21 protein-coding genes are annotated in these 23,198 nt (G+C 66.4%); 15 read left to right on the forward strand and 6 right to left on the reverse strand.

Features of this window, described 5'->3' with window-relative positions; all coding sequences use genetic code 11:
• Positions 1–14 precede the first annotated feature (14 nt).
• Positions 15–1,436 (reverse strand): redoxin domain-containing protein, encoded by a 1,422-nt coding sequence (locus tag RIE32_08385; GenBank protein MEQ9096264.1) that lies wholly within the window; start codon positions 1,434–1,436, stop codon positions 15–17.
• Positions 1,437–1,734: 298 nt separating this feature from the next.
• Here RIE32_08385 and RIE32_08390 point away from each other — a divergent pair, with 298 nt between their 5' ends.
• Positions 1,735–2,583 carry a phenylalanine 4-monooxygenase gene (locus tag RIE32_08390; GenBank protein MEQ9096265.1) on the forward strand — a complete coding sequence of 283 codons (849 nt, stop codon included), beginning with the start codon at positions 1,735–1,737 and terminating at the stop codon, positions 2,581–2,583.
• A 115-nt stretch (positions 2,584–2,698) separates the two neighbouring features.
• Entirely contained in the window at positions 2,699–3,379 is a 681-nt protein-coding gene (locus RIE32_08395) for a nuclease-related domain-containing protein (protein MEQ9096266.1), read from the forward strand.
• Positions 3,380–3,382: 3 nt separating this feature from the next.
• On the opposite strand, the gene RIE32_08400 is transcribed toward RIE32_08395, so the two are convergent.
• Both RIE32_08400 and RIE32_08405 read right to left on the reverse strand, forming a co-directional pair.
• Complete coding sequence (locus RIE32_08400; protein ID MEQ9096267.1) at positions 3,383–4,273, reverse strand: GC-type dockerin domain-anchored protein; 891 nt, start codon at positions 4,271–4,273, stop codon at positions 3,383–3,385.
• Between the two features lie 180 nt (positions 4,274–4,453).
• The gene (locus RIE32_08405; protein MEQ9096268.1) at positions 4,454–4,915 is read right to left on the reverse strand and encodes a hypothetical protein; all 462 of its coding nucleotides are present in this window, start codon (positions 4,913–4,915) and stop codon (positions 4,454–4,456) included.
• Between the two features lie 127 nt (positions 4,916–5,042).
• Between RIE32_08405 and truA the strand changes: the two genes are divergently transcribed.
• Positions 5,043–5,939 carry a tRNA pseudouridine(38-40) synthase TruA gene (truA, locus tag RIE32_08410; GenBank protein ID MEQ9096269.1) on the forward strand — a complete coding sequence of 299 codons (897 nt, stop codon included), beginning with the start codon at positions 5,043–5,045 and terminating at the stop codon, positions 5,937–5,939.
• Positions 5,940–6,285: 346 nt separating this feature from the next.
• Here the strand turns inward: truA and der are convergent, their stop codons facing one another.
• Complete coding sequence (der, locus tag RIE32_08415) at positions 6,286–7,974, reverse strand: ribosome biogenesis GTPase Der (protein MEQ9096270.1); 1,689 nt, start codon at positions 7,972–7,974, stop codon at positions 6,286–6,288.
• Positions 7,975–8,058: 84 nt separating this feature from the next.
• Here der and RIE32_08420 point away from each other — a divergent pair, with 84 nt between their 5' ends.
• From RIE32_08420 to RIE32_08460, 9 genes are all read left to right on the forward strand, one after another.
• Positions 8,059–8,325 (forward strand): hypothetical protein, encoded by a 267-nt coding sequence (locus tag RIE32_08420; GenBank protein ID MEQ9096271.1) that lies wholly within the window; start codon positions 8,059–8,061, stop codon positions 8,323–8,325.
• Positions 8,326–8,348: 23 nt separating this feature from the next.
• On the forward strand, positions 8,349–9,278 hold the full coding sequence (locus tag RIE32_08425; protein ID MEQ9096272.1) for a cation diffusion facilitator family transporter: 930 nt from the start codon (positions 8,349–8,351) through the stop codon (positions 9,276–9,278).
• A 222-nt stretch (positions 9,279–9,500) separates the two neighbouring features.
• A complete protein-coding gene (locus tag RIE32_08430; GenBank protein ID MEQ9096273.1) occupies positions 9,501–10,958 on the forward strand; it encodes a phage portal protein in 1,458 nt (485 codons plus the stop codon).
• Positions 10,951–11,424, forward strand: coding sequence for a hypothetical protein (locus RIE32_08435; GenBank protein ID MEQ9096274.1), 474 nt, complete (start codon positions 10,951–10,953; stop codon positions 11,422–11,424). The genes RIE32_08430 and RIE32_08435 overlap by 8 nt, the downstream gene beginning before the upstream one ends.
• Positions 11,425–11,486: 62 nt before the next feature.
• Entirely contained in the window at positions 11,487–12,659 is a 1,173-nt protein-coding gene (locus RIE32_08440; GenBank protein ID MEQ9096275.1) for a DUF5309 family protein, read from the forward strand.
• Positions 12,660–12,784: 125 nt separating this feature from the next.
• Positions 12,785–13,414, forward strand: coding sequence for a hypothetical protein (locus tag RIE32_08445; protein ID MEQ9096276.1), 630 nt, complete (start codon positions 12,785–12,787; stop codon positions 13,412–13,414).
• Positions 13,415–13,425: 11 nt separating this feature from the next.
• Entirely contained in the window at positions 13,426–13,845 is a 420-nt protein-coding gene (locus RIE32_08450; protein ID MEQ9096277.1) for a hypothetical protein, read from the forward strand.
• 22 nt (positions 13,846–13,867) lie between these two features.
• Complete coding sequence (locus RIE32_08455; protein ID MEQ9096278.1) at positions 13,868–14,257, forward strand: hypothetical protein; 390 nt, start codon at positions 13,868–13,870, stop codon at positions 14,255–14,257.
• A 2-nt stretch (positions 14,258–14,259) separates the two neighbouring features.
• Positions 14,260–14,556 (forward strand): hypothetical protein, encoded by a 297-nt coding sequence (locus RIE32_08460; GenBank protein MEQ9096279.1) that lies wholly within the window; start codon positions 14,260–14,262, stop codon positions 14,554–14,556.
• A gap of 96 nt (positions 14,557–14,652) precedes the next feature.
• Here the strand turns inward: RIE32_08460 and RIE32_08465 are convergent, their stop codons facing one another.
• Complete coding sequence (locus RIE32_08465) at positions 14,653–16,563, reverse strand: GC-type dockerin domain-anchored protein (GenBank protein ID MEQ9096280.1); 1,911 nt, start codon at positions 16,561–16,563, stop codon at positions 14,653–14,655.
• A gap of 536 nt (positions 16,564–17,099) precedes the next feature.
• Between RIE32_08465 and RIE32_08470 the strand changes: the two genes are divergently transcribed.
• A complete protein-coding gene (locus tag RIE32_08470; protein ID MEQ9096281.1) occupies positions 17,100–18,431 on the forward strand; it encodes a beta-ketoacyl-[acyl-carrier-protein] synthase family protein in 1,332 nt (443 codons plus the stop codon).
• A gap of 129 nt (positions 18,432–18,560) precedes the next feature.
• Here RIE32_08470 and RIE32_08475 read toward each other — a convergent pair whose 3' ends face one another.
• Positions 18,561–20,492, reverse strand: coding sequence for a GC-type dockerin domain-anchored protein (locus tag RIE32_08475; GenBank protein MEQ9096282.1), 1,932 nt, complete (start codon positions 20,490–20,492; stop codon positions 18,561–18,563).
• Positions 20,493–20,951: 459 nt separating this feature from the next.
• Here RIE32_08475 and RIE32_08480 point away from each other — a divergent pair, with 459 nt between their 5' ends.
• Together RIE32_08480 and RIE32_08485 are read left to right on the forward strand one after the other, a co-directional pair.
• Positions 20,952–21,557 (forward strand): hypothetical protein, encoded by a 606-nt coding sequence (locus RIE32_08480; GenBank protein ID MEQ9096283.1) that lies wholly within the window; start codon positions 20,952–20,954, stop codon positions 21,555–21,557.
• 78 nt (positions 21,558–21,635) lie between these two features.
• On the forward strand, positions 21,636–23,195 hold the full coding sequence (locus tag RIE32_08485; GenBank protein MEQ9096284.1) for a glycine--tRNA ligase: 1,560 nt from the start codon (positions 21,636–21,638) through the stop codon (positions 23,193–23,195).
• Positions 23,196–23,198: the final 3 nt, after the last annotated feature.

Below are 23,198 nucleotides of genomic sequence, written 5' to 3' on the forward strand. Positions count from 1 at the left end.
GGATGAAGGCGGAGTTACTTGGGCCTGTTGCCGCCGCCCTGGTTTCCACCCTGGTTGCCGCTGGGCTTATTGCCACCTTGGTTGCCACTTTGGTTTCCACCCTGTTCGGTGGACTGGTTGCCACCGGACTGGTTGCCCTGCTGCATCGTCGTGGTGGTCGTCATGCCGCCCTCGAACTCGCCGTCGAGCGCCTTCTGCACGGCCTCGGCGATGCTGCTCTTGAAGGTCTCTTCGTTGTACTCGGACATCGTGAAGACCAGCTTGCCGTCCTTGGTGACGACGAACACCGTCGGGAAGCTGCTGACCGCATAGTCGAGCGCGACCGCGTCGGCCTCGGTCACCAGCGGATACGTCGCATCGCTGGCCTTCCACGCGTCGATGCCCGCCTTCACGCGGCCGCGCTCGCGCCAGGTCATGCTCAGCACCTTCACCGGCTCGTCGGCGAACTGCTCGGCGATCTCCTGGATGGCGCCGCGCGAGTCCTTCGACGTGCTCGACCAGCCCGTCCAGAAGTCGAGCACCACCACGTTGCCCTCGAGATCCTGCAGGCTGACCTCCTCGCCCTTGCCCGGTCCCTCGGCAATGGTCACCGTGAAGGGCTTGGCCGAGGGATAGCTGGGCTTGGGCGCGCCCGAGGTCACGCCCTGCGTGCCGCGACGCACGGTCGTGTTGATCGCGTAGCCCTCGGGCCGCTCGATCGTGAAGATGTCTTCGGGCAGTTCCTGGTCGATCGCGATGTTCGTGATCGTGTAGGTCTGCATGTTGTCGGCGCCCAGCCGCGTGTGCTTGCGGCGCGGCAGGTCGGTCTCCTGGCTGATCGACCAGCGGACGACTTGCCGCTGATCGCCATAGGCCACTTCGACCACGTCGCACACGTCGCCCTCGACGGTGTCTCCGCCGATGTCGAGCGTCAGCGTCACTTCGGGCAGGGTCAACTCGCGCTCGAAGGGCTTGGCGTCAGCAAACTCGCCGATCCAGCCGGTCTGCGCAACGGTGATGCTGCGGTGCCGAGCGGCACGGTGGTATCGCTCGTAGACGGTGCGCAGGTCGTGGGCGATGTAGGTGACGTTCGGGCCATCGCGGACCACGTCGAATTCGACCGTCTCGGTCTCGCCGGTGGCGGGATTGCGCACCTTGGTGGAGCCCTGACGGCGGTGGTTCCACTCGGCGGCCTCACCCTCGCCGACCTTCTCCATCCAGACGATGCTATCCAGGGCTTCGATCATGCCCAGCAGCGGGCCCTCGCTCTCGACCGTGCCAACGTACTGCAGCGTCTTGAGCTTGCCGATGGCATCGCGCGATTCTTCCAGCCGCTGGCGGGCGACCTCGCCCTCCTGGGCCATCGCCGGCGAAACCATGCAGACCGTCGCCGCCATCACGCCGGCGCCCAACACCCAGCGACTTGCCGGGACAAACTGACCTGTGCGACCGAGCATCCTCGTGCCTCCTTCGAATCGGTTCCCAGAATCCGGCCTCGCGCCCGGGGCCCTCCCCGTTTGGCGCCGCGTCGGGCGGGCCGGCCCACCGGCTCTCAGCGATGCGCCAGCCGGGCACATCCCGCCAACCCCTGTCGGTTGGCCACGATCCTATCTGCTGCCAGCCCGCACTACGACGATCCGGCCCGCGAGGGTCGCGCCGGCAAGTGTCATTATAGGACCCAAGCCGATCCTCGAAGCCCTCCCGCCGCGTCGTGTATCATCCATTGGAACACGAAACCAGAGCCGGAGGCACACCATGCGAGGGGACATCGAGTACAGCACCGTGATCGACAGCGACGAGGCCCGCCTCGCCCAGGCCGCCGCCGACAAGGCGCCCTTCCAGCCCTCCAGCGAGATCGACACCTCCAAGTTCTTCATCACCCAGAACATGGACCTGTACACCCAGGAGAACCATGAGGTCTGGCGAACCCTCTACCACGAGCGGATGAAGACCCTCGACGAGCAGGCCTCCACCGTCTTCCTCGAGGGCATGCGCGCCATCGGCCTGCCCGGCGACAGCGTGCCCGAGGTCGCCGCCATCAACGCCAACCTCGCCCAGCGCACCGGCTGGCAGAGCCGGCCCGTTCCCGGATACCTGCCCGCCAAGGCCTTCTTTGCCTGCCTGGCCAACCGCGAGTTCCCCACCACCATCACCATGCGGCCCAAGCGCCTCATGCACTACCTGCCCGAGCCGGACATCTTCCACGACATCTTCGGCCACGTGCCCCTGCACGCCGACGACGTCTTCGCCGAGTTCCTCCAGACCTACGGCAAGGCCGCCCTGCACTGCGAGGACCCCTACCACATCGAGCGGCTGGGCCGCCTGTTCTGGTTCACCGTCGAGTTCGGGCTCATCAAGGAAGACGGCCGCACCAAGCTTTACGGCAGCGGGCTGATCAGCAGCCTGGGCGAGAGCGAGCACGCCCTGCACAGCAAGAACGTCGACCGCCGCCCCTTCGACATGGACCGCGTCTGCGAGACCCCCTTCGAGATCGACCACTACCAGCCGATCCTCTACGTGCTGGACAGCTTCGAGCAACTCCGCGACGGGATGAACAAGTACGCCGAGCGGGTGATGAACGCGCGGAAGTCGAGTGCGGCGTAGAAAGGTAGCAAGCGAGCTACCGACGAGTCCCGATTTCCCTCGTGAACCCGGTGCATCACTCCGCGAAGCGATCCTGGATCACACGCTCTCGTGCGCAATCCTCTTGGGAGTCGCGATGGGCGTGCTCGCATGTACCGTGGGGTTTGCATCGTCTCGACTACTTAACGGCGGACAACACTTCTGGCTGACGGCCGGGATCAGTTTGGTCGCGGCTGTCGGCCTTGGGGTTGTGTCTCTCCGACGATTCACGCAGACAATCGAACCACTGCAGACCGGGCTCCACGGTGAACGTGCAGTGTCTCTTGTGCTCAGAGACCTGGAGCGGCAGGGCTACTCCGTTTTTCACGACGTTCCATCATTAAGGCGGCCGAACGAGGCCAACTTGGATCATGTGGTCATCGGCCCAACAGGCGTCTTTGCGATTGAAACGAAGACCATTCGTAAACGGGGGCGTCAATACACCCTCGAGTTCTGCAACGACCAGATCAGCATCAACGACCATCCTCTTTGCTCCGATCCCATCGGACAAGCACGGGCCGTTGCCGACGATCTGGCCTACATTTTGGATCGCTTCGCAGGTCGCAAATGTGCAGTCCAGCCAGTAGTCGCGATACCAGGTTGGTTTGTCCGGGCTGACAAGACGCCTTGGCAGCAACCCGTTTGGGTGGTGAACCACAATGCACTGGTAACTTTGATCACCAGTCCGCACAGACCCAGACTTCCGAACGGCCTGGACCGACAACTCGCCGGTGCGCTTCAAACCCACATCAGGGCCGCTGCTGCTGCCGAGCAATAGGGTTCAACACCCCGCCGCAAACGCATTCTGAAACGCCAGGAAATCAAACAGCGTCAGCTCCCCGTCCCCATCGAAATCCGCCGCCGGGTCGCCCGCGTCGAACAGGTTCTGGAATTCAAGGAAATCGAAGATCGTCAGTTCGCCATCGCCGTCGATGTCCGCACGGCACACCGGGGCACAGTCGTCCTGGATCACCGCCAGCCCCTGCACGGCCTGCGCCGGACTGATCAGGCCCAGATCGGTCAACTCCAGCCGGCCCAGGTCCACGCGGTAGAAGTTCCCGCTGACTGACACGCTCAGGTACAGCGCCCGTTCGGCACGGTCGAACGCCAGCCCGCGCCAGTTGCGGCTCGGCAGCACCAGCGGCAACTCGGTCACCTCGGCCGTGTCGGGATCGATCGTCACGATGCGCGCCGTCAACGCGCTCACGCCATAGAGCGTGTTGGTGTCGCAATCGAAGGCCAGCCCCTCCACTTCGTTGGCACCCACCAGCACGCCGACGATGCTCGACGTGCCGCTCGTCGGATCGACGGTGTACAGACGGTTGTTGTTGTTGTCGCTCACGTAGATCACGTCGCGGCCGGGGTCATAGGCCAGCCCGTTGGCGTTGCTCGCGCCCGACACGGCGGCCAGGAACAACGTCGCGCCCGTATCGGGGTCGATCGTGTACACCGAATTGAAGCCAGCATCGACCGCGTACAGCGTGTTCCGTCCCGCGTCGTAGGCCAGCCCCTGCGGCTGCACGCCCACGGGCGCACGCGAGGTCGTCGCGCCGCTGGTCCGGCTCATCTCGACCAGTTCGTTCGGTCGGAGATTCCCACCGATAATCGTGCCGTCCTGCCCTTGCACGCCTGTGGCCGCCAGGGTCACCACGATCGCCACGCTCTTGAACATGTCTCGCTCCTCTTCAAACGTACCGAAGTTGGCCCCCTTTCGATTAACTCCCGTCGCGCCGCTTGCGTTACCCCAATAGGTGAGTCGCCAGGCCAAACAAAAACGACACCCCGCCCTCCCCAGGCGCGGGGTGCCGCTCTCTCAGAGGTAAGGACTCCGAGGTTGTTGGTGCAGCCTTGCTCAGCCGATCGCGTCGGCCACGGCCTGGCGGATCGCCATCGAGCCTCGAGCCACGGCGTTGCGGATGTCCTCGCGGAAGCCCTCGGCCGCGCCGCGAACACGCATAATCAGGTCACGCTCGGCTTCCAGACGGATAAGCAGGTGCACGCAGTGACGCTCGATGTTCGCGATGCGCGCCGCCCCGAAGCGACCGATCAGCCGAACGCGGTTGATGCCGGCATCGCCCGCACGGATGATGACGCGGTCGGGCGCGCCGTCGGCATCGAGTTGGGCAATGCGGTCGACCGCGGCGCCGGTGGTGTCGGCAATGGCGCCGACGGTGCGGTCCCGGGCGTCCTCCATCGCCGCCACGCAACGGGCAGCGACGTCCGCCGGGTCGGGCGGGGTCATCTGGCCGAACACGCTGGTGGCCGTCACCAGACAGGCCGCCAGCCACGACACGAGAGTCAGATTCCTGATCATCGTTCACGCTCCTCTGGGCTTGGATGTTCCGCTGGCCGCGCCTCCACGACGCGGCCCTCACCGGGCCAACGCACGCCGTGCACCGCTATTGCCAACGCACGCCAGATCGAGCCAATACCCTCACCGCGTGCCGACCTACCGCCTCACCATCGCCTACGACGGCACCGACTTCTGCGGCTGGCAGAAGCAGGAGCCACCGGCCCCCAGGCCCGATCAGCCCCCGGCCACGGGCGCGGCCATCCACCACGTCGATCCGTCGCTGCCCGCCCCGCCCGGCCGGGTCGCCCTGCGGACCGTCCAGGCCGTGGTCGAACAGGCCGTCCGGCAGGTCGTCCGCGAACCCATCATCCTCACCGGCGCCAGCCGCACCGATGCCGGCGTCCACGCCCGCGGCCAGGTTGCCTCGTTTACCTGTTCAGACGGAACCGACCCCGCCCGCCACGGCGGCGGCTGGCCCACCGAGCGCGGCGTCGAGCCCCTGGTGCGGGCCCTCAACGGTCGCCTGCCCGCGGACGTCCTCATAACGAAAGCCCAGCCCACGCACGAACGCTTCAACCCCATCGGCGACGCCGAGCGCAAGGCCTACTCCTACACCTTCCACGACCACCATCAACGCCCGCTGTTTGACCGCAGCTTCGTCACCCACACCCACCACACGCTCGACGCCGCCCGCATGGCCCAGGCCGCCAGGCACCTGGTGGGCGAGCACGACTTCGCGGCCTTCACGCAACTCAACCACGATCGCCAGAGCACCGTGCGCACTATTTACGACCTCACCGTCGAGCGCACCGCCGAGCACCGCGTCCGCTTCACGGTCACGGGCAGTGGCTTCCTCTACAACATGGTCCGCATCATCGCCGGCACGCTGCACGAGGTCGGCCGCGGGCGAATCGAAGCCGAAGACATCCCCCGGATCCTTAACAGCACCGACCGCCGCCAGGCCGGCCCTACCGCCGCGCCCGACGGGCTGTGCCTGGAGTGGATTCGCTACGCGGGCGATTCATCGCGCGAATCCCGTGAGTAGCCGCGACCGACGTCGCTCCCGAACTGTGGGGCACGCAAGACCCCGCACGAACGAAGCCGGGAAACGCAACAGTCAGAGAAGTCCCGAAATCGCTGCGTCGTCCACCCCCGCAATACGCATAGGAGGGGGAAAGGCCGCCGCAGAATAGTGGAACCGTGCTCACGGTTCGCCGAATAGCAGGGTGAGGGAAAAAGAGAGATCCCCTCAAGGCCGGTTCAGGCCGAACCCGATCGGGGCTCGAACGAGCCGACAACCACACCACACCAGGCGTGGCCAGCGTCCGGACTCATCCCCCGGACCCTGGCCACGCCTTCTTGTGTCAAGATTTGAGTCCGATCCATCGACGCTATCGGCGTGTGTCTTCTTCCTCGTCATCGCCGAACACGAACACCTCCGCGTCCTCGAAGACCTCGCCCTCGATGGCATCGTCGTCGACGAACTGCCCACCCTGGTCATCTTCGCCGGGAATGCGGAACAGGCTCTCGATTTCCTCGGGCGTCAGTTCCAGGTCCTCGCCGCGATCGAACGCGCTGGTATCGATCATGCCCTTCTTGTCGCGCTTCTCCTGCTCCTCGCGCCGCTTGTCGAATTGCTTGCGGCTGCGCACGAACACGCGAAAGGGAACCTCGTCGAACGGCGCCTGCTCGCGCAGCCGGTTCATCAGGTACCGCATGTAGTTGGGCGTGAACAGCTTTGGCTCGTTGACCACCATCGCGATCGTCGGCGGAGCCGTGCCCACCTGCGCCACGTAGAACACCCGCGCCAGCGTCCCGAGCTTGTTACTCGGCCCCCGCTTCTCGAGGATGCCGCGCACCAGCCGGTTCAGCGCCCCCGTCGACACACGCTCGTGGGCCTGCTTCTTCAGATCGAACGCCAGGTCGAGCACGCCGTCGACGTTCAGCCCCTCCTTGGCGCTCAAGAGCGCGATGGGCGCAAACGGCAGCCCCTTGAACCCCTCGCGCACATACTTCTCGTACCGCTCGGGCGTCACGGGCCGGCCCTTGTCGTCGGTCTGCCCCTCGGCCAGGTCCCACTTGTTCACGCCGATGATCGTTGGCTTGAATGCGTTCTGGCAAAGCATGGCCAGTTGCTGATCCACCTGGCTGGTCGGCTCGGTCGCGTCGACCATGAGCAGTACCACATCGGCCCGGTCCACCGCTCGCTGCACACGGTCATACGCGAACCACTCCACGCGGCCCTGGAAGCTCTTCTTCCGTCGCATGCCCGCCGTGTCGATCACGATGATCCGCTTGCCGTCCTTCTCGACCAGCACGTCGATCGCATCGCGCGTCGTGCCGGCGATCTCCGAGACGATCACCCGCTCGGCCCCCGCCAGGGCGTTCACCAGCGTGCTCTTGCCCGCGTTGCGCTTGCCGATGACCGCGATGGACAGGTCCGCCGGAGGCGTGCTGGCCGTCTCGTCTTCGGCCGGCAGCAGCTCATAGAGCCGGTCGCTCAGGTCGCGCCGCATGTAGTTGTTCTTGGCGCTGCACATCAGAGGCTCGCCAAAGCCCAGGGCGCTCATCTCGTAGGCGTGGGTCTCCCACTTTGGCCCGTCCACCTTCGTGGCCACCACGTGCACCGGGGCCCGCTTTCCCAGGCTCGGGTCCAGCGTCGCCAGGTGGGCACGGTCCTTCCGCCCCAGCTTCTGCTCGCGCAGCAGGCGGGCGATCTCCTCGTCTCTGGGCGTCAGCCCCGCCTGCACGTCCACGCAGAACAGGATGAGGTCGGCATTAGCGACGGCCGCCTCGATCTGCCCCTCCACGTCGTCGGTCAGGGTCGAAAGATCGGCCCCCACCTCGTCGTACCGGCCGCCTTCGGCCACGTAGACCCCATAACCGCCCGTGTCGGTCAGCTCCACGGCCCGGCTGGGCTTCCCCTCGCTGTGCTCCAGATCGATGATCTTCGTCACGCGGTCGCGCGTCACCCCCGGCAGATCGTCGACGATCGACACCTTGGAGTGGGCCAGCATGTTCATCAGCGAGCTCTTGCCCACGTTGGGCCGGCCCACGATCGCGATCCGTGGTATAGGCATAGGTCCAATCGTACGCCGGCCGACCACCGACCCCGGGCCGGAACAGCCATCCCGGCCGCCGATCACCCCCTACCATCGCCCGCTATGGAGAACCTCACCCCCGGCGCCAAGGTGCGTATTACCCAGCAGTTCCCCCGCATGAGCGGCACGATGGTCTCCACCATCGAGGGCGTCGTCGTCCGCGTCGGACAGGAAAAGTCCGGCTCGTGGTTCGCCCACACCCGAGACAACAAGGTCTGGATCGACCGCGTCGAACTGCGAAAAAAGGACGGCGAACTCGTCGTCCTCAATCTTGACCGCTTCTCGGCCGTCGAAATCCTCGAAGAGCCCAAGGCCGAAACGACGGGCTGAGCTCCCACCCACGGGCGGGCGCCATGTCCCACGACCACCACCACGAAATCGAACAGATGGGCGACGGCCCCCTCATCTGGGCGGTCGTCATCAACGTGCTGCTCACCGTCGTCGAGATCATCGCCGGCGTCTTCTCGGGCAGCCTCGCCCTGATCGCCGACGGCCTTCATAACCTCGCCGACGCCGGCTCGCTGGTCGTCGCCCTGGTGGGCCGCCGCATCGCCAAGAAGCCCGCCGACGAGCGCAATACCTTCGGCTACAAGCGAGCCGACATCGTCGGGGCCCAGGCAAACCTCATCCTGCTCGTCGTCACCGCGGGCTTCCTCATCCTCGAGGGCATCCAGCGGCTGCTCAACCCAGAGCCGGTCATCGGCCTGGTCATCATGATCGTCGCCGGCATCGCGCTGGTCATCGACCTGGTAAGTGCCTGGCTGACGGCCAAGCTCGCCGGCGAAAGCCTGGGCACGCGCGCCGCGATGATACATAAGCTGGCCGACGCCGCCAGCAGCGTGGGCGCCATCCTGGCCGGCGCGCTGGTCTACTTCTTCGATTGGTTCTGGGTCGATCCCATGATCGCCTTCATGATCGCCGCCTACATGGTCGTGCAGGCCTTCAAGATGTCGGGCCACACCACGCGCATCCTCATGCAGGGCGTGCCGCACGAGCTCGACCTGCGGGCCGTCGCCGACGATCTGGCCACCATCGACTACGTGCAGGACATCCATCACCTCCACATCTGGGCGCTCGACCCCCAGACCATCCTCCTCGAGGCCCACGTCGTCACCGATCGCACGAAGCTGGCCGACATCGAGCCCATCAAGCACGCCATCCGCCAGCGCTGCCGGGCCAACTGGAACATCCTCCACACCACCCTTGAGTTCGAAACCGTCGCCACCGCCCAGCGAGAGGCGGCCGAGGATGAAGACCAGGTCAACCTGATTCCCAAGCACTGAGGCCACATCGCCGCGGCCGTGCGCGCCGCATGGCGCGATGACCGGCCACGAACGCCCAGAATCGAAATCCATCAGAGCCCGATATTTTCCGGGCCGAACCCGCACGATGGGCCGTTCTTACAACCGCCCCGGCGCGCCGCCATCCGTCCGACCGCCCGTTGGGTGAAGGCCCCCCGAGTTCACGGGGCCACCACCCAACGCCCTTGTCCAAGGGAGGTCACCGTGGCGTTCAATCTCGCACCCTTCACCGACACCACCCTCTCGCCGCAGGCCCTCGAGATCATCCTCGCAGAGCACGAGCGCGACGTCGCGCCGCGGCTGCGCTGGCTCTGGGGCTACTTCCGAAACGAGCCAACCCGCCCCGGAGGCGAACTCCCGCAAGCCGCCGGCCTACCACCCCGCCTTCGCGGCGCGTGGGATCCGTGGTCGGACGACCGCATGGTCGACGCCGCCGCCAGCGAGGTCGTCATCGAGAACGACATCGCCTGGCGAATCCACACCATGGTCGACTTCATGCTGCCAGAGCCGCTCGTGCTGCTCAGCAATGCCGGGCAAGCCGAAGAACGACGCAACATCGAGGCCGCCCTTGACGCGGTGTGGGAAGCCTCGGGCGGTCTCGCCCTCCTGCACGACGCCCTCCTCCTGGGCCATGTCTACGGCCACGTCGACCTGCTGCTCCGCTGCGACATCGAGCGGCTGACCGCCCTCGCCCCGGACCTCGACTCGCTCCTGGAGCTTCCCGGTGAGGTGCTGGCCGAGGCCATCCGCGTGGAGGCCATCGACCCGACCCGCGGCGTGCCCATTGTCGACGCGGGCGACTACCGCCGCCTCGAGGCCTACGCCATCGACTTCACCCGCCGCACCTCGCAGACCGACGAGCACGACCGCCACGGCCGCACGCTCGACACCGAGCGCGTCACCGAAGTTCTGAGCGGCGCGTGGCGGCAGGTATACGTCGACGGCGAGCTGGTGGCCGAGGGCCCCAACCGCGCCTCGCCCGGCCGCGTGCCGATTGTGCACATCCAGAACATTCCCCAGCCGCTGTGCTACGCCGGCGTGGGCGAGGTCGAGCCGCTCGTGCCGCTGCAGGACGAACTGAACACGCGCTTGAGCGACCGCGCCGCCCGCGTGACCATGCAGAGCTTCAAGATGTACCTGGCCAAGGGCATCGAGGGCTTCGACCAGGTCCGCATCGGCCCGGGCCGCGTCTTGAGCACCGACAACCCCGACGCCCAGGTGACGGCCTTCGGCGGCGATGCCGACTCGCCCAGCGAGACCCTGCACGTCGAGGACATTCGCGAGGCCATGGACAAGACCTCGGGCGTGCCGCCCATCGCCGCGGGCGTCGTCCGCGCCAAGATCGGCAACCTCTCCAGCGGCAACGCGCTCCGCGTGACGATGCTGGGCCTGCTGAGCAAGACACGCCGCAAGCGTGTGGGCTACGGGGCCGGCGTGGCGCGGATGAGCGCCCTCATCCTCGAAGCCCTCGACCGCGCGGGCACCCTGGCCACCGAGCCGCAAGACCGCAAGGTGGGCGTGCACTGGCCCGACGCCATCGACCTCGACAAGGACGCCCAGCTCGTCAACGCCCAGCGCAAGAGCGACCTGGGCATCGACCCCGAGCGCGTGCTGGCCGAGCTCGGATACGCCGCCGACACGCAGGAGAACACCAATGCCTGAGAACACGCCCGACACCAACGCGAATGACAATCACGCCGACAACGACCTGCGCGAAGCACTGGCCGAACGCACGCAGATGGCCAGCGACCTGGCCGACCAGCTCCGCGCCCGCGAGGCCCAGCTCGAGGACCTGCGCGACCGCGCGGGCCGGCTCGAGCGGCGCGGCGCCATCGAGCGCGGCCTGGCCCAGGCGGGCGCCATCGACACCGAGTCGCTGGCGCTGCTGGTCGAGAGCCGGCTGGAAGGCGACGCCGACGCCACGCCCCAGCGCGTCATCGCCCAGCTCCAGCGCGAGCGGCCCGCGCTCTTTCGGGCCAGCGGCGCCCGCGCGTCGGCCATGAGCCCGAGCCATCCCTCCCAGGGCGCGCCGGGTCGCGCGGTGGTCGATCGTGCGCACGACGACGCACGCGCCACCGGCGACCGGCGCGCCCTCATGAAGTACCTGCGCCTCCGACGCGCCCAGTAGCACCACGCCCATCGCCCCCGATCTCGACTCGCACGCCACGCACATGATCAAAGGAGTCTCGCATGGCATTCACTGGTAAGGCGACCTTCTCGGCCGGCAGCACGCTGCCCGAACTCGTCGAGGACGTCTCGGACATCATCGGCATCGTCAGCCCCTTCGAAACCCCCCTGCTGGATCACCTGGGCGACGCCCGGCGCGCGGCCGCCAGCACCGTGCACGAGTGGATCGAGGATGAGTTGCTGCCCAACACCGGCGTGGTAATTGCCCAGGCGTTCTCGCCCACCGCCCTGACCGACACCACCATCACCGTCGACGACGGCTCGCGCTTCCGCGTGGGAGACCTGGTCCGCCCCGGCGAAGGGCCCGAGGTCATGCTGGTCACCGGAATCGCCAGCGACACGCTGACGGTGGTGCGCAGCTACGGCGGCACCGATGCGATCCCCCTGGCCGAGGACATGGTCCTGACCATCCTGGGCAACGCCGCACTCGAAGGCGCCGAGGCCCCCGATGCACGCTTCACCAACCGCGTGCGCAAGAGCAACTACACGCAGATCTTCACCGCGGCGGTGGAAGTTTCCGGCTCGATGCAGGCCGTGCGTGCCCACGGCATCGCCGACGAGCTGGACTACCAGAAGCAGGAACGCATGCGCGAGTTGCTGCGCGACCTGGAGAACTGCATCATCAACGGCGTGGCGCCCGCGAGCACGCCCCAGGGCTCGGGCTCGGTCCGTCGCTCGATGAACGGCCTGATCCATGGTCTGGAGACCAACCTGTTTGAACCCGGGGAGGGGCCCATTCCGGGTGGTTCGGGCGCCGGGTCGGACGGCCTGACCGAGGAGGTGCTCAACGCCGCCCTCCGCGAGGTGTGGGAACAGTCCTCGGGGCCGATCGACACCATCGTGTGCGGCGGGCTCCAGAAGCGCCGCATCAACGCCTTCCTGACTTCGTCGCGCCGCTATGGCCCCAGCGACGACCGCTACAGCGACCTGGTGAGCGTCTACGAGAGCGACTTCGGCGTCTGCCGCGTGGTCGTGTCGCGATGGATGCCCGCCGACAGCCTGCTGCTGCTGGATTCCAGCCGCATCGAGGTCATGCCGCTGGAGGGCCGCAGCTTCCACTACAAGCCGCTTGCGGCAACTGGCGACGCGGCGATGGGCCAGGTCATCGGCGAGTACACGGTCGAGATGCGCAACGAGAACGCGCACGGCCTGATCAGCGGGCTGGCCACCAGCTAGTGCCCATGGGCATGCGAAGGGCTCGGCGGTTTCGTGTGGGGGCGGCCGCCGGCTCGCGGGCCGGGTAACACCGGCCCGCGGGTTTGAAGGACACAACGCGCACGCGAGAGCGCAAGGAGCGACTCATGTTTGGACACGACAGGGACATGCTGGCCATCGAGCCACACGCCTTCACCGACGCGCTCTGGGCGGGTCGACGCCTGGCTTCGGGTACGGCGGCCGTCTCCGGCACGACGCTAACCAGTTCGAGTTCGAGCGCGACATTCTCCGATGCGGGCGCGACCGTGGGTCAGGTGCTCGTGTTCAACGGCGTGCCTCTCGAGGTCATCTCGGTGACGTCCGATACGGTGCTCGAGGTGTCGCGCCTCCGCCGCTCGCTCGAAGATCCCGCGTTGCCGCCGGTGGCCTCTGCCGGTGCGCCGTTCACGCTGGTGACGTTTGCGCCGCAGCGCGCGATCGTGTACCGGCAATTGCTGGGCATGCTCGGCCTGGACGTGCCAGATGTGCCCGGACCCGAGGCGGTGGTTGACGCTTCGTCGCTCGTGCACGCCGAGGCGTTGGGCACGCTCCACCTGGTGTATGCCGCGGCTTCGGCGCTCAGCGGGCCGAGTTCGTCGCTGGGCGCCCGCGCTGCGATGTATGCGGACATGTTCTCGCGAGCGCGGCAATCGCTGGTCGTGCGGCTGGACCCGGACGGCGACGGGGTCGTCGATGCCACGCGCCGGCCCGCACTTATGCAACTGGTCAGGGGCTAAGGAGGACGGCCATGCTCGTATTGAACCCCCAATCGGTGCACTTGCTTGGCTCGCCGATCGAGCGCGTGCGCCGCATCGCTGTCGATCGCGTCCCCGAGCGAACGCTCTTGGAGTGGGGCAACACCGGACCCTATCCGACGTTTGCCGACGTGCCCGAGCAACGCGTCGAGATCGAACTCGTGGCCGATCTGGAACGCGGCTCGGTCGAAAGGCCGGCGCCCGGGGACGAGGGGACTCTGGCGTTCTTCACCGCCCCAACCGCCGGACACGGAGGCCGTCGGAGGATCGAAGCCAGCGTGGTCGTTACTTCGATTCGCCAGGAGATCGAGCCCGGCGGGGTGACGCGGCGACGGATCCGGATGCAGGCGATCTCCGGCAACGGGTCGACCGATCCGATCGTGGTGAGCAACGCCGAAGACGGCGCCCGCTAGGCAGGCGCGAAAGGAGCACACGATGCCGAGCATGTACGATGGCTCGCCGCTGTTTGCCAGCGGCCCGCACCGCTTCGAGGTTCATCGTCAGGGCCAGACGGAGGTGCCGCCCGGGACTTCGCCCACGCTGCAGTCTCCGCCCAGTTCCAAGTGGACGCAGTTGGGACCGGTCCAGTTGTCGATCTCGGTGCGAGGCCGGCTGGTGGCGTCGAGCGAAGCCGACCTGTGGACGCTGCGCGACGCGATCTCGGGCGCCCTGACGTCTTCGCCCAGCACGGGCACGCTGGAGGACGGCCAGGGCAAGAGTTGGGACAACATGTGGCTGGTGGGGTATCGCGAGATCGGGCCGATCGATGTCGGTCGGGCGTGGTCGATCGGATATGAAGCCGTGTTCCGGAAGGTGGGACAGTAGCGATGCAGGGCGACGTGGCGGGCATGCTGGCGCAGTTTGGCATGGCCGGGTTGATCGCGTGGATGTGGCTGAGCGAGCGTCGCGCCGGACTGGCGCGCGAGCGTCAGATCGAAGAGGCGCATCGCCGGCTCACGCAGGAGCAGCAGTCGCTTGGCGTCGTGATCCGCGTGGTGGAAGCCAACACGCGGGCCATGGCTTCGCTGGAGATGGGCCAGCGCGGGCTGGCCGAACTCATCCGGGAGCTGTCGGCACACCGAGAGGGCTCCGACGCGCGGCGGCGGTCGCCCGAGGTTATATAAGCAAAGAAAAAGGCCCCCGGCGGACATCCGGGGGCCCCTGTGGTCACTCAGAAGGTTTTATTTGTGACCGTAACACAGACTGAGTGATGCTGCGATTTACTCGCAGCCGGCGTCGAAGGCGTTCTGGAAGCAGAGGAAGTCGAAGAGCGTGAGGATGCCGTCCTCATCGCAGTCGGCAGCCGAGTCTCCACTGTCGAAGGCGTTCTGGAACGCCAGGAAGTCGAAGATGGTCAGGCTGCCGTCGCCGTCGAAGTCGGCGTAGCACGACTCACCGGTGCCGAGCCAGCCGAGTTGGTTCTCGAGCAGGTCACGGACTTGGCCGTCGGTCATCGAGTCATAGTCGAAGCCGTTGAAGAGGGTGGCATCGCCGTTGGCGACGATGATGGCGCCATCGCCCGAGGTGGAGTCGAAGGTACCGACCACTTCGGCGCCGGCGTCAGCGGTCATGCTGTCGCCGTTGTCGTTCCACGGGCTGGGAGCCGTGTCCGGGTTGACCGGGCTGGCGGCGCTGCCCCACGACGGGTGGCCGGCGTTGTCGAAGACCGAGCGCGGCGTGAAGAAGTCGACGGCCGTCGCGACGCCGAAGGCGTCTTGCAGCACGGGCTCGGCGTCCATGTTCCAGAAGGACAGATGGGCGCGGTTGCCGCGAGCGATGAAGTCGGCGAAGGCGGCGGGCGTGCCACCGTCGAAGAAGCAGCAGGGGTTGCTGACCAGGGCAACGCCGAAGTCGGGGTTGTTCAGGGCAGCGGTCAGGCCCGGGAAGTCGCTCTCGAGGACCAGGTCCGGGATGATGCCAGCAGCGCTGACGGCGGCGGCCAGGTGGCCGTCGTTGCCGGACTGGAACTGGATGACCTGGCTGCCGGGGGGCGGGGGCGGAGGTGTGCTGGTGCGCACCCAGGCGATCTGGGCTTCGAGCAGGTTGATCACCTCGGGCTGGACCATCGAGTCGTACTCGAAGCCGTTGGCCAGGGTGCGGTTCTCGTTGCTGACGACGGTGGCGCCATCGCCCGAGGTGCTGTCGAAAGTCGACACGACCTCGTCGCCGGTCAGGCTGTCGCCGTTATCGTTCCAGTCATCGGCCTCGACCGTGACCGGGCTGGCGGCGCCGCCCCACGAGGGGTGGCTGGCGTTGTTGAAGACCGGACGCGGCACGGTGAAGTCGACCGCGCTGTCGACGCCGAGGGTGCCTTGTAAGGCCGGGCTGGCGTCCAGGTTCCAGAACGAGAAGTGCACGCGGTTACCCGCGGCGACGAAGGCGTCAAGCTCGGTATCGAAGCCAGCCGCGAAGTTGTTGGCCGGGTTGTGGATGATGGCAAAGCGGTACTGACCGCTGGCCAGGCCGGCGTTCAGGGCGGCGTAGTCGCCGTCGATGAAGTCGTAGTTCAGGCCCAGGTTGTCGGCGGCGGCCCGAGCCGGGAAGTCGCCGTTGCTGTCGCTGAACAGCAGGATGCGGGCCGGCAGGCCGCCTTGGGCGTAGCCGAAGTCATCAAACGCGGTTTCGGGACCGTCGACGCGTACCGAGCCGATCTCGGTGGTGGACGTCCAGCGTAGGTTGATCATGCTGCCGTCGCCGGGGCCGTAGCCATCGGAGTCGACGAACTGACCGATCTGGTTGCCGCTCATGTCGAAGAAGGTAATGGTGTCGGCGCCGACGCCGGCAGCGCTGGCCGAGAAGCCAAAGGCGCTGACGCCACCGATGCCGGTGAAGTCAAAGTCGACCGAGCCGAAACCGAAGATGGTGCCGAACTTGGTGCCGCTGGTGGGCTGGATGGGGCCACCGGGGCTGCGGAAGTCCTGCCAGTTGCCGAAGTCGACCGAGGCGAAGCTCAGGGCGCCGCCCACGCCGACGTCGCCGCCGAAGATGCTGGTCAGGAAGACGCGACCACCGGGATAGCTCTCCATGTCGTCGGTGGCGTCGGGCGTAAACGGACCGGGCGAAACCTGGGCAAACGTGGTGCCGGCGGCCGCGAGGATCGCGGCGGCGGCGAGAACCTTCTGGGTATTCATCTCTTCAAGCCCCCAAAATTAGGTGCTACAGGTCACGCGGCTGGTACAACACCAACCGCCTCATACAAACACGAATCGCCGACGAGCCCACGCGGGCCCGCCGGGGTCAGCAAGCGTTCTTTTCGAGTGATCACGAACACGCTCGGATCGCCTCTCCTGCTGTCGTGCTTTCCGGTTTCCACGTCATAACCTCACGACCGTTGCGTAACGATCGCGTAGGTAGAACCAGACAGCACACCTCGCTGCTGGAGTGGTCAGATCTCCGTGAGCCTGCCGTTCCTTAGTTGGCTTGGAAAACTTACCCCCAGCTTCCCTCAATACGAGTCGCAACTTCTCTCGCTATAAGTAATGCCGTGACGCCCTCGTTTTGTCAAGAGCATTTTGACAGCTTTGACCCATTTTTCTGATGGGCTGGCGTAGTTTTGCCTACCTGGTCTGGCTCCGGTATGCCTGGGACGCCCGTCGGCCGCTGTGGGCAAGCCGGGCTACGGTCTCGGTCGAGGCCCTGGATGAAGCCGGAGGCCCGGGAGGCGCGCATGCGAGGCGGACGGCGAGTGGTCGTGACCGGGATGGGCTGGATAACTCCCCTGGGGTGTGGCCTGGACGATGCCTGGGAAGCGATGATGGCCGGGCGGTCAGCCGCTGGGGCGATCGCTGGATTCGATGCCGGGGCATTCGCGACGAACTTCGCAGCCGAAGTTGCCGGCTTCGAGCTGGCCGACCATCTCGGGGACCTTTCCGGGCTTCATCGCTCTGCCGGTCGTGGAACCGCCTTTGCATTGGCGGCCGCCTTGGCGGCATGGCGTCAGGCGGGGCTGGAGGCGGGTGGGGTGGACCCGTTCCGTGCGGGGTTGTACTTGGGGGCAGGCGAGAGCAGCCCGGACAGTGCGGCCTTCGGACGGATCTGCATCGGTTCGTGGGATGCGGACCAGCGAGTGGTGGATGGAGCGCGGTGGGCGGCGGCGGCTGCACAGCTCGATCTGATGCGAGAGGTGGAGCAGGAACCACAGATGGCTCTGGCGCACCTCTCGGCATTGCTTGGCCTGCGCGGTCCGGCCATGAACTGCATGACGGCATGCGCGGCGAGCACGCAGGCCATCGGCGAGGCTGCCGAGGTGATCTGTCGCGGCGATGCCGACGTGATGGTCAGCGGCGGGTGCCACTCGATGATTCATCCGTTGGGGATGACCGGATTCATCCGCCTGACGGCGATGAGTACGCGAAACGACGAGCCGGCCGGGGCATCTCGCCCGTTCGATCGGACGCGTGATGGTTTCGTGATGGGCGAGGGCGCGGGCGTGCTCGTGCTCGAGGATCTGGAGCATGCGCGGGCGCGGGGCGCGACGCCCCTGGCCGAGATCGCCGGGTACGGATCGTCGGCGGACGCGTACCGCATTACGGACATCGATCCCGAAGGCGAGGGGGCCTGGCGTGCGATGGGGCGGGCGCTCGAGCAGGCAGGGATCGATCCGAGCGTAGATGGCGACGACGGACGGCCTGGCGTGCACTACGTGTCTGCACACGGCACCGGCACGCGCGAGAACGATGGCATCGAGACGCGGGCGGTGAAGCGGCTATTCGGCGAGCTCGCGCCGCGCGTGCCCGTGAGCAGCGTGAAAAGCATGCTGGGACACCTGATCCAGGCGGCGGGCGCGGTTGAGCTCATCGCGTGCATCCGCGCGATGCAGACGGGATGGCTGCCGCCGACGATTAATTACCTCGAGCCTGACGAGGCGTGCGACCTTGACTATGTGCCGAACAAGGCGCGCGATGTGCGCGAGCAGGGCGGTGTGCGGGTGTGCCTGTCGAACAGCTTTGGTTTCGGCGGGCAGAACGACTCGGTGGTCGTGCGGCGCTGGGACGGGTGAGGAGTGTGGAACTCGGAAGTTTGCTTCTCTTCGTTTGACGCGACACGAAGGTAATACAAAGAACGAGGCCCCGGATTGCTCCGGGGCCTCGTGTTTACTCAGAAGGTTCTAGAACGGACGGGGCTGGGATTACTCGCAGCCGGCGTCGAAGGCGTTCTGGAAGCAGAGGAAGTCGAAGAGCGTGAGGATGCCGTCCTCATCGCAGTCGGCGGCCAGGTCGCCGTTATCGAAGGCGTTCTGGAAGGCCAGGAAGTCGAAGATGGTCAGGCTGCCATCGTCGTCGAAGTCGGCGTAGCAGTCGCCGCCGCCGGTGCCGAGCCAGCCGAGCTGGGCGGCCAGCAGGTCACGGATCTCGCCATCGGTCATCGAGTCATAGTCGAAGCCGTTGAAGAGGGTGGTGTCGCCGTTGGCGACGATGATGGCGCCATCGCCCGAGGTGGAGTCGAAGGTACCGACCACTTCGGCGCCGGCGTCAGCGGTCATGGTGTCGCCGTTGTCGTTCCACGGGCTGGGATCGATGGCCGGGTTGACCGGGCTGGCCGCGCCGCCCCACGACGGGTGACCAGCGTTGTCGAACACCGGACGCGGCGTGAAGAAGTCGACGGCCGACGCGACGCCGAAGGCGTCCTGCAGCACGGGCTCGGCGTCCATGTTCCAGAAGGACAGGTGGGCGCTGTTGCCGCGAGCGATGAAGTCGGCGAAGGCGGCGGGGGTGCCACCGTCGAAGAAGCAGCAGGGGTTGCTGACCAGGGCAACACCGAAGTCGGGGTTGTTCAGGGCGCTGGTCAGGCCCGGGAAGTCGCTCTCGAGGACCAGGTCGGGCGTGATGCCAGCGGTGCTGACGGCGGCGGCCAAGTGGCCGTCGTTGCCGGACTGGAACTGGATGACCTGGCTGCCGGGGGGCGGGGGCGGGGGCGCCGCGTTGGCGACCCAGTCAATCTGCGCCTCGAGCAGGTTGACCATGCCGCCGGCTTCCATCGAGTCGTACTCGAAGCCGTTGGCCAGGGTGCGGTTGTCGTTGCTGACGACCGTGGCGCCATCGCCCGAGGTGCTGTCGAAGGTCGACACGACCTCGTCACCGGTCAGGCTGTCACCGTTGTCGAGCCAGGGGTCGCTACCCGAGGTGGCGACGGGGCTGGCAGTGCCGCCCCACGAGGGGTGCGACGCGTTGTTGAAGACCGGACGCGGCACGGTGAAATCGACCGCGCTGTCGACGCCGAGGGTGCTCTGGAGGGCGGGCTCGGCATCGAGGTTCCAGAACGAGAAGTGGACGCGGTTGCCGCCGCTGACGAAGGCGTCGAGCTCGGCGTCGAAGCCGGCGGCGAAGTTGTTGGCCGGCTGGTGGATGATGGCGAAGACGTAGTCGCCGCTGGCCAACGCCGCGTTGAGGGCGGCCGTGTCGCTGGTGATCAGGTCGTAGTTGAGGCCGAGGTTGTCGGCAGCGGTCTGCTCGTGCAGCTCGTTGCTCTCGGAGTAGACCAGGATGCGGGCCGGCAGGTCGCCGGCGGCGATGGCGATGTCGTCGAACGCGGTCTCGGGACCGGTGACGGTGACCGAGCCGATGGCGGTCGTGGAGGTCCAGGCCTTGGCTTCCATGGTGCCGTCGCCGGGGCCGTAGCCGTCGCCGTCGCTGAAGAAGCCGATGCTGTTGCCATCGAGGTCGAAGAACTCGATGTCATCGCTGCCGACGCCGGCGGCGCTGGCCGAGAAGCCGAAGGCGGTGATGCCGCCGATGCCGGTGAAGTCGAAGCTCACCGAGCCGAACCCGAAGATGGTGCCGAAGCGGTTGCCGCTGGTGGGCTGGATCGGGCCACCGGGGCTGCGGAAGTCCTGCCAGTTGCCGAAGTCAACCGACGTGAAGTCGAGTGCGCCACCCACCGAAACATCACCACCCAAGAGGGTGCTGATGATGGTGCGACCGCCGCCGTAGCTCTCCATGTCATCGGTGGCGTCGGGCGTAAAGGAGCCAGGGGAAACCTGGGCAAACGTGGTGCCGGCGGCCGCGAGGATCGCGGCGGCGGCGAGAACCTTCTGAGTGTTCATCATCTCTACAAACCCCATTTGCAAATGGAAACTGGGTACGCCCCGGCAACGGCGCCGGGACATCGAAACAAAACCATGGCCATTGTCCGAATGGCCGTGGGTCAGCAAGCCTGTTTGGGATTTCGTGCCTGGTGAGTTCTCACCGAGCCATCCCCCGTCTCTCGTGTGAGCCCGGCGCCAGCTCTCCAAGCCGGTGGACCGGGCCGGCCCGTGGACGGGCCATCTCTCCGTGAGTGTCGCCAGCTACCTTGGCGGCACGTTCCTCTCGCGTGGAAGAGCGACGGCACCCCGACTTCCCATCGCATGGCGGCGGGAACGGGGTCTTGATCAGCGATCAGGTTTTCGGATGGTGGTCCAGAAAATACCGCTGTCCTCCACGAATCTCTCTGGCCTCTACAATGGCCCAAGATGGCGGCAATGTCAAGCGGAAAATACTCAGCGAGCAGATTTTTTACTTCCGGGCTTGCCCTGGTTGCCATGACGCTGATCCTGGTCGGTGGATATCTGGCATTGGCGAGAGCCCGCGCCGATTTAAGGGCCGATATCTATCGCGACAGGCTTGCCGAGGTCGCCCGAGACTACACCGCCCTCGTCGAGCAGTTCAACAGTGCCGTGGCGCAGGCCGCGGTGACGGAGCTGGTGGTCGAAGACGGCGCCATGAGCGTGCGCGTTCGCAGCCGCCGGGGCGTCGAGACCGTGATTCCCACGCCCTACGACCCACAGCGCGAGATCTACGTCGACTACGTGGTTATCGGCGGTCGCTTGTGGATCCGTCGCGTGTTCGACGACCGGACCCCCCCGACCGAGGGCATCGTGATCGATCCCGAGCTGGTGGACGTCGACTGGGACGAACCGGGCGCCCAGGTGGGCAAGGCGGTCTATCGATCGCTGGGCGAGGGCGTGTGGCAGGTGAACGTGACCGGGCAGGGGGCCCTGGGCCTGGTGCGTGTCGAAGACGGCCAGCGCCGCCCGTTGATCGAAGCGCCCGAGGTGCTCGAGTTCGACACCATCGAGGCGAAGGTGCGCGAGGAGACCGAGCGTGTATCGTTCGGCGATCTGTTGCGCAAGGCCTTCGGCGGCTGAGCCGATAGTGGTATGAGCGATTTCATCGGTCGGGGAGCGTCGGCTCGCGGCTGATTGGTTGACTGGTTGGAGCAAGGCATGAGCGACGCGGTGGCGGACGGGACCAGTTCGGTCCAGGGCAAGTCGATGGAAGAGCTGGTGAGCCTGTGCAAGCGCCGCGGGTTCATCTTTCCGGCCAGCGAGATCTACGGCGGGCTGAACGGCTTCTGGGACTATGGCCCGCTGGGCGTGCAGCTCAAGAAGAACCTGGCCGACCGCTGGTGGCGCGACATGACGCTGACGCCGCCGCTGCGCGAAGGCAAGCCCGTGTCGATCGTGGGCGTGGACTCGAGCATCATTCAGAACCCGCGGGTGTGGGAGGCGAGTGGGCATGTTGGTGGGTTCAGCGATCCGATGGTGGATTGCACCGAAACCAAGTTTCGCTACCGTGCCGATCATCTGGTATGCATCGGCGAGAAGGGCGATACGAGCGGGCAGATCTACGTGCACGTCGAGGATGATGACGAGACGTATGCCGGCGCGCGCAAAAAGCTGGACAAGTACAAGAAGCGTTCGTTAGGCGATGACGAGATCGATACGTGCCCGTTTGTTTCGCTGAGCGCAGATGAGCGGAAGATCGCGGTTGGTCCGCATGCGAAGTCGCCCGGCACGCTGACCGAACCGCGCGCGTTCAACCTGATGTTCCAGACTTACGTCGGCGCCACCGCCAGCGAGGACGACAAGGCATATCTCCGCCCCGAGACTGCCCAGGGCATCTTCCTGAACTTCGCGAACATCATCGACACCACGCGGGTCCGCGTGCCCTTCGGCATCGCCCAGATCGGCAAGGCGTTCCGCAACGAGGTGACGCCGCGGAACTTCATCTTCCGGTCTCGCGAGTTCGAGCAGATGGAGATGGAGTTCTTCTGCCACAAGGACGAGGCCCAGCAGTGGCTCGACTACTGGGTGGCCGAGCGCAAACGGTGGTGGAACAGCGTTGGGCTGAGCGACGAGAACATGATCGTGCGGAAGCATGATGATGACGAGCTCGCGCACTACTCGAAGAACGGGGCGGGCACGTACGACATCGAGTATCGCTGGCCCTTCACGCACCCGGGCTTTGGTGAGCTCGAGGGCGTGGCGCACCGCAGCAACTTCGACCTGACCCAGCACAAGGAGCACTCGGGCAAGAAGCTGGACTACTTCGACCAGGAACGCAACGAGCGGTACCTGCCCGACGTGATCGAGCCGGCGGCTGGCCTCACGCGCGGCGTGCTGGCGCTCTTGTGCGAGGCGTTTACGCCTGACGAGAGCCGGGCCAGCAAGGTCGTGATGAAGTTCAAGCCCAGCATGGCGCCGATCAAGGCCGCGGTGTACCCGCTGGTGAACAAGGACGGCATGCCCGAGGTGGCCGAGAAGCTGGTGCGCGAGCTGCGCGGCCGGTTCGGGCACATGGGACTGATCGAGTACGACCCCAAGCAGAGCATCGGCAAGCGCTACGCCCGCATGGACGAGGCGGGCTGCCCGGTGTGCTTTACCATCGATGGCGACACGATGAACGACCAGACCGTGACGTACCGCGACCGCGACACGCTCGCGCAGGACCGGATCGCGATCGACAAGGTTGGGGATTGGCTGGCGGAGAAGCTCGAGGCGTAGGGC

The sequence above is a fragment of the Phycisphaerales bacterium genome (genome assembly GCA_040221175.1).
Lineage (GTDB): Bacteria > Planctomycetota > Phycisphaerae > Phycisphaerales > UBA1924 > JAHCJI01.

Bases quoted from the DNA above. Each gene is read 5' to 3' on its own strand.
- RIE32_08385 (MEQ9096264.1), bottom strand. From the start codon at position 1,436: ATGCTCGGTCGCACAGGTCAGTTTGTCCCGGCAAGTCGCTGGGTGTTG.
- RIE32_08390 (MEQ9096265.1), top strand. From the start codon at position 1,735: ATGCGAGGGGACATCGAGTACAGCACCGTGATCGACAGCGACGAGGCC.
- RIE32_08395 (MEQ9096266.1), top strand. From the start codon at position 2,699: ATGGGCGTGCTCGCATGTACCGTGGGGTTTGCATCGTCTCGACTACTT.
- RIE32_08400 (MEQ9096267.1), bottom strand. From the start codon at position 4,273: ATGTTCAAGAGCGTGGCGATCGTGGTGACCCTGGCGGCCACAGGCGTG.
- RIE32_08405 (MEQ9096268.1), bottom strand. From the start codon at position 4,915: ATGATCAGGAATCTGACTCTCGTGTCGTGGCTGGCGGCCTGTCTGGTG.
- der (MEQ9096270.1), bottom strand. From the start codon at position 7,974: ATGCCTATACCACGGATCGCGATCGTGGGCCGGCCCAACGTGGGCAAG.
- RIE32_08420 (MEQ9096271.1), top strand. From the start codon at position 8,059: ATGGAGAACCTCACCCCCGGCGCCAAGGTGCGTATTACCCAGCAGTTC.
- RIE32_08425 (MEQ9096272.1), top strand. From the start codon at position 8,349: ATGTCCCACGACCACCACCACGAAATCGAACAGATGGGCGACGGCCCC.
- RIE32_08435 (MEQ9096274.1), top strand. From the start codon at position 10,951: ATGCCTGAGAACACGCCCGACACCAACGCGAATGACAATCACGCCGAC.
- RIE32_08440 (MEQ9096275.1), top strand. From the start codon at position 11,487: ATGGCATTCACTGGTAAGGCGACCTTCTCGGCCGGCAGCACGCTGCCC.
- RIE32_08445 (MEQ9096276.1), top strand. From the start codon at position 12,785: ATGTTTGGACACGACAGGGACATGCTGGCCATCGAGCCACACGCCTTC.
- RIE32_08450 (MEQ9096277.1), top strand. From the start codon at position 13,426: ATGCTCGTATTGAACCCCCAATCGGTGCACTTGCTTGGCTCGCCGATC.
- RIE32_08455 (MEQ9096278.1), top strand. From the start codon at position 13,868: ATGCCGAGCATGTACGATGGCTCGCCGCTGTTTGCCAGCGGCCCGCAC.
- RIE32_08460 (MEQ9096279.1), top strand. From the start codon at position 14,260: ATGCAGGGCGACGTGGCGGGCATGCTGGCGCAGTTTGGCATGGCCGGG.
- RIE32_08465 (MEQ9096280.1), bottom strand. From the start codon at position 16,563: ATGAATACCCAGAAGGTTCTCGCCGCCGCCGCGATCCTCGCGGCCGCC.
- RIE32_08470 (MEQ9096281.1), top strand. From the start codon at position 17,100: ATGCGAGGCGGACGGCGAGTGGTCGTGACCGGGATGGGCTGGATAACT.
- RIE32_08475 (MEQ9096282.1), bottom strand. From the start codon at position 20,492: ATGGGGTTTGTAGAGATGATGAACACTCAGAAGGTTCTCGCCGCCGCC.
- RIE32_08480 (MEQ9096283.1), top strand. From the start codon at position 20,952: ATGACGCTGATCCTGGTCGGTGGATATCTGGCATTGGCGAGAGCCCGC.
- RIE32_08485 (MEQ9096284.1), top strand. From the start codon at position 21,636: ATGAGCGACGCGGTGGCGGACGGGACCAGTTCGGTCCAGGGCAAGTCG.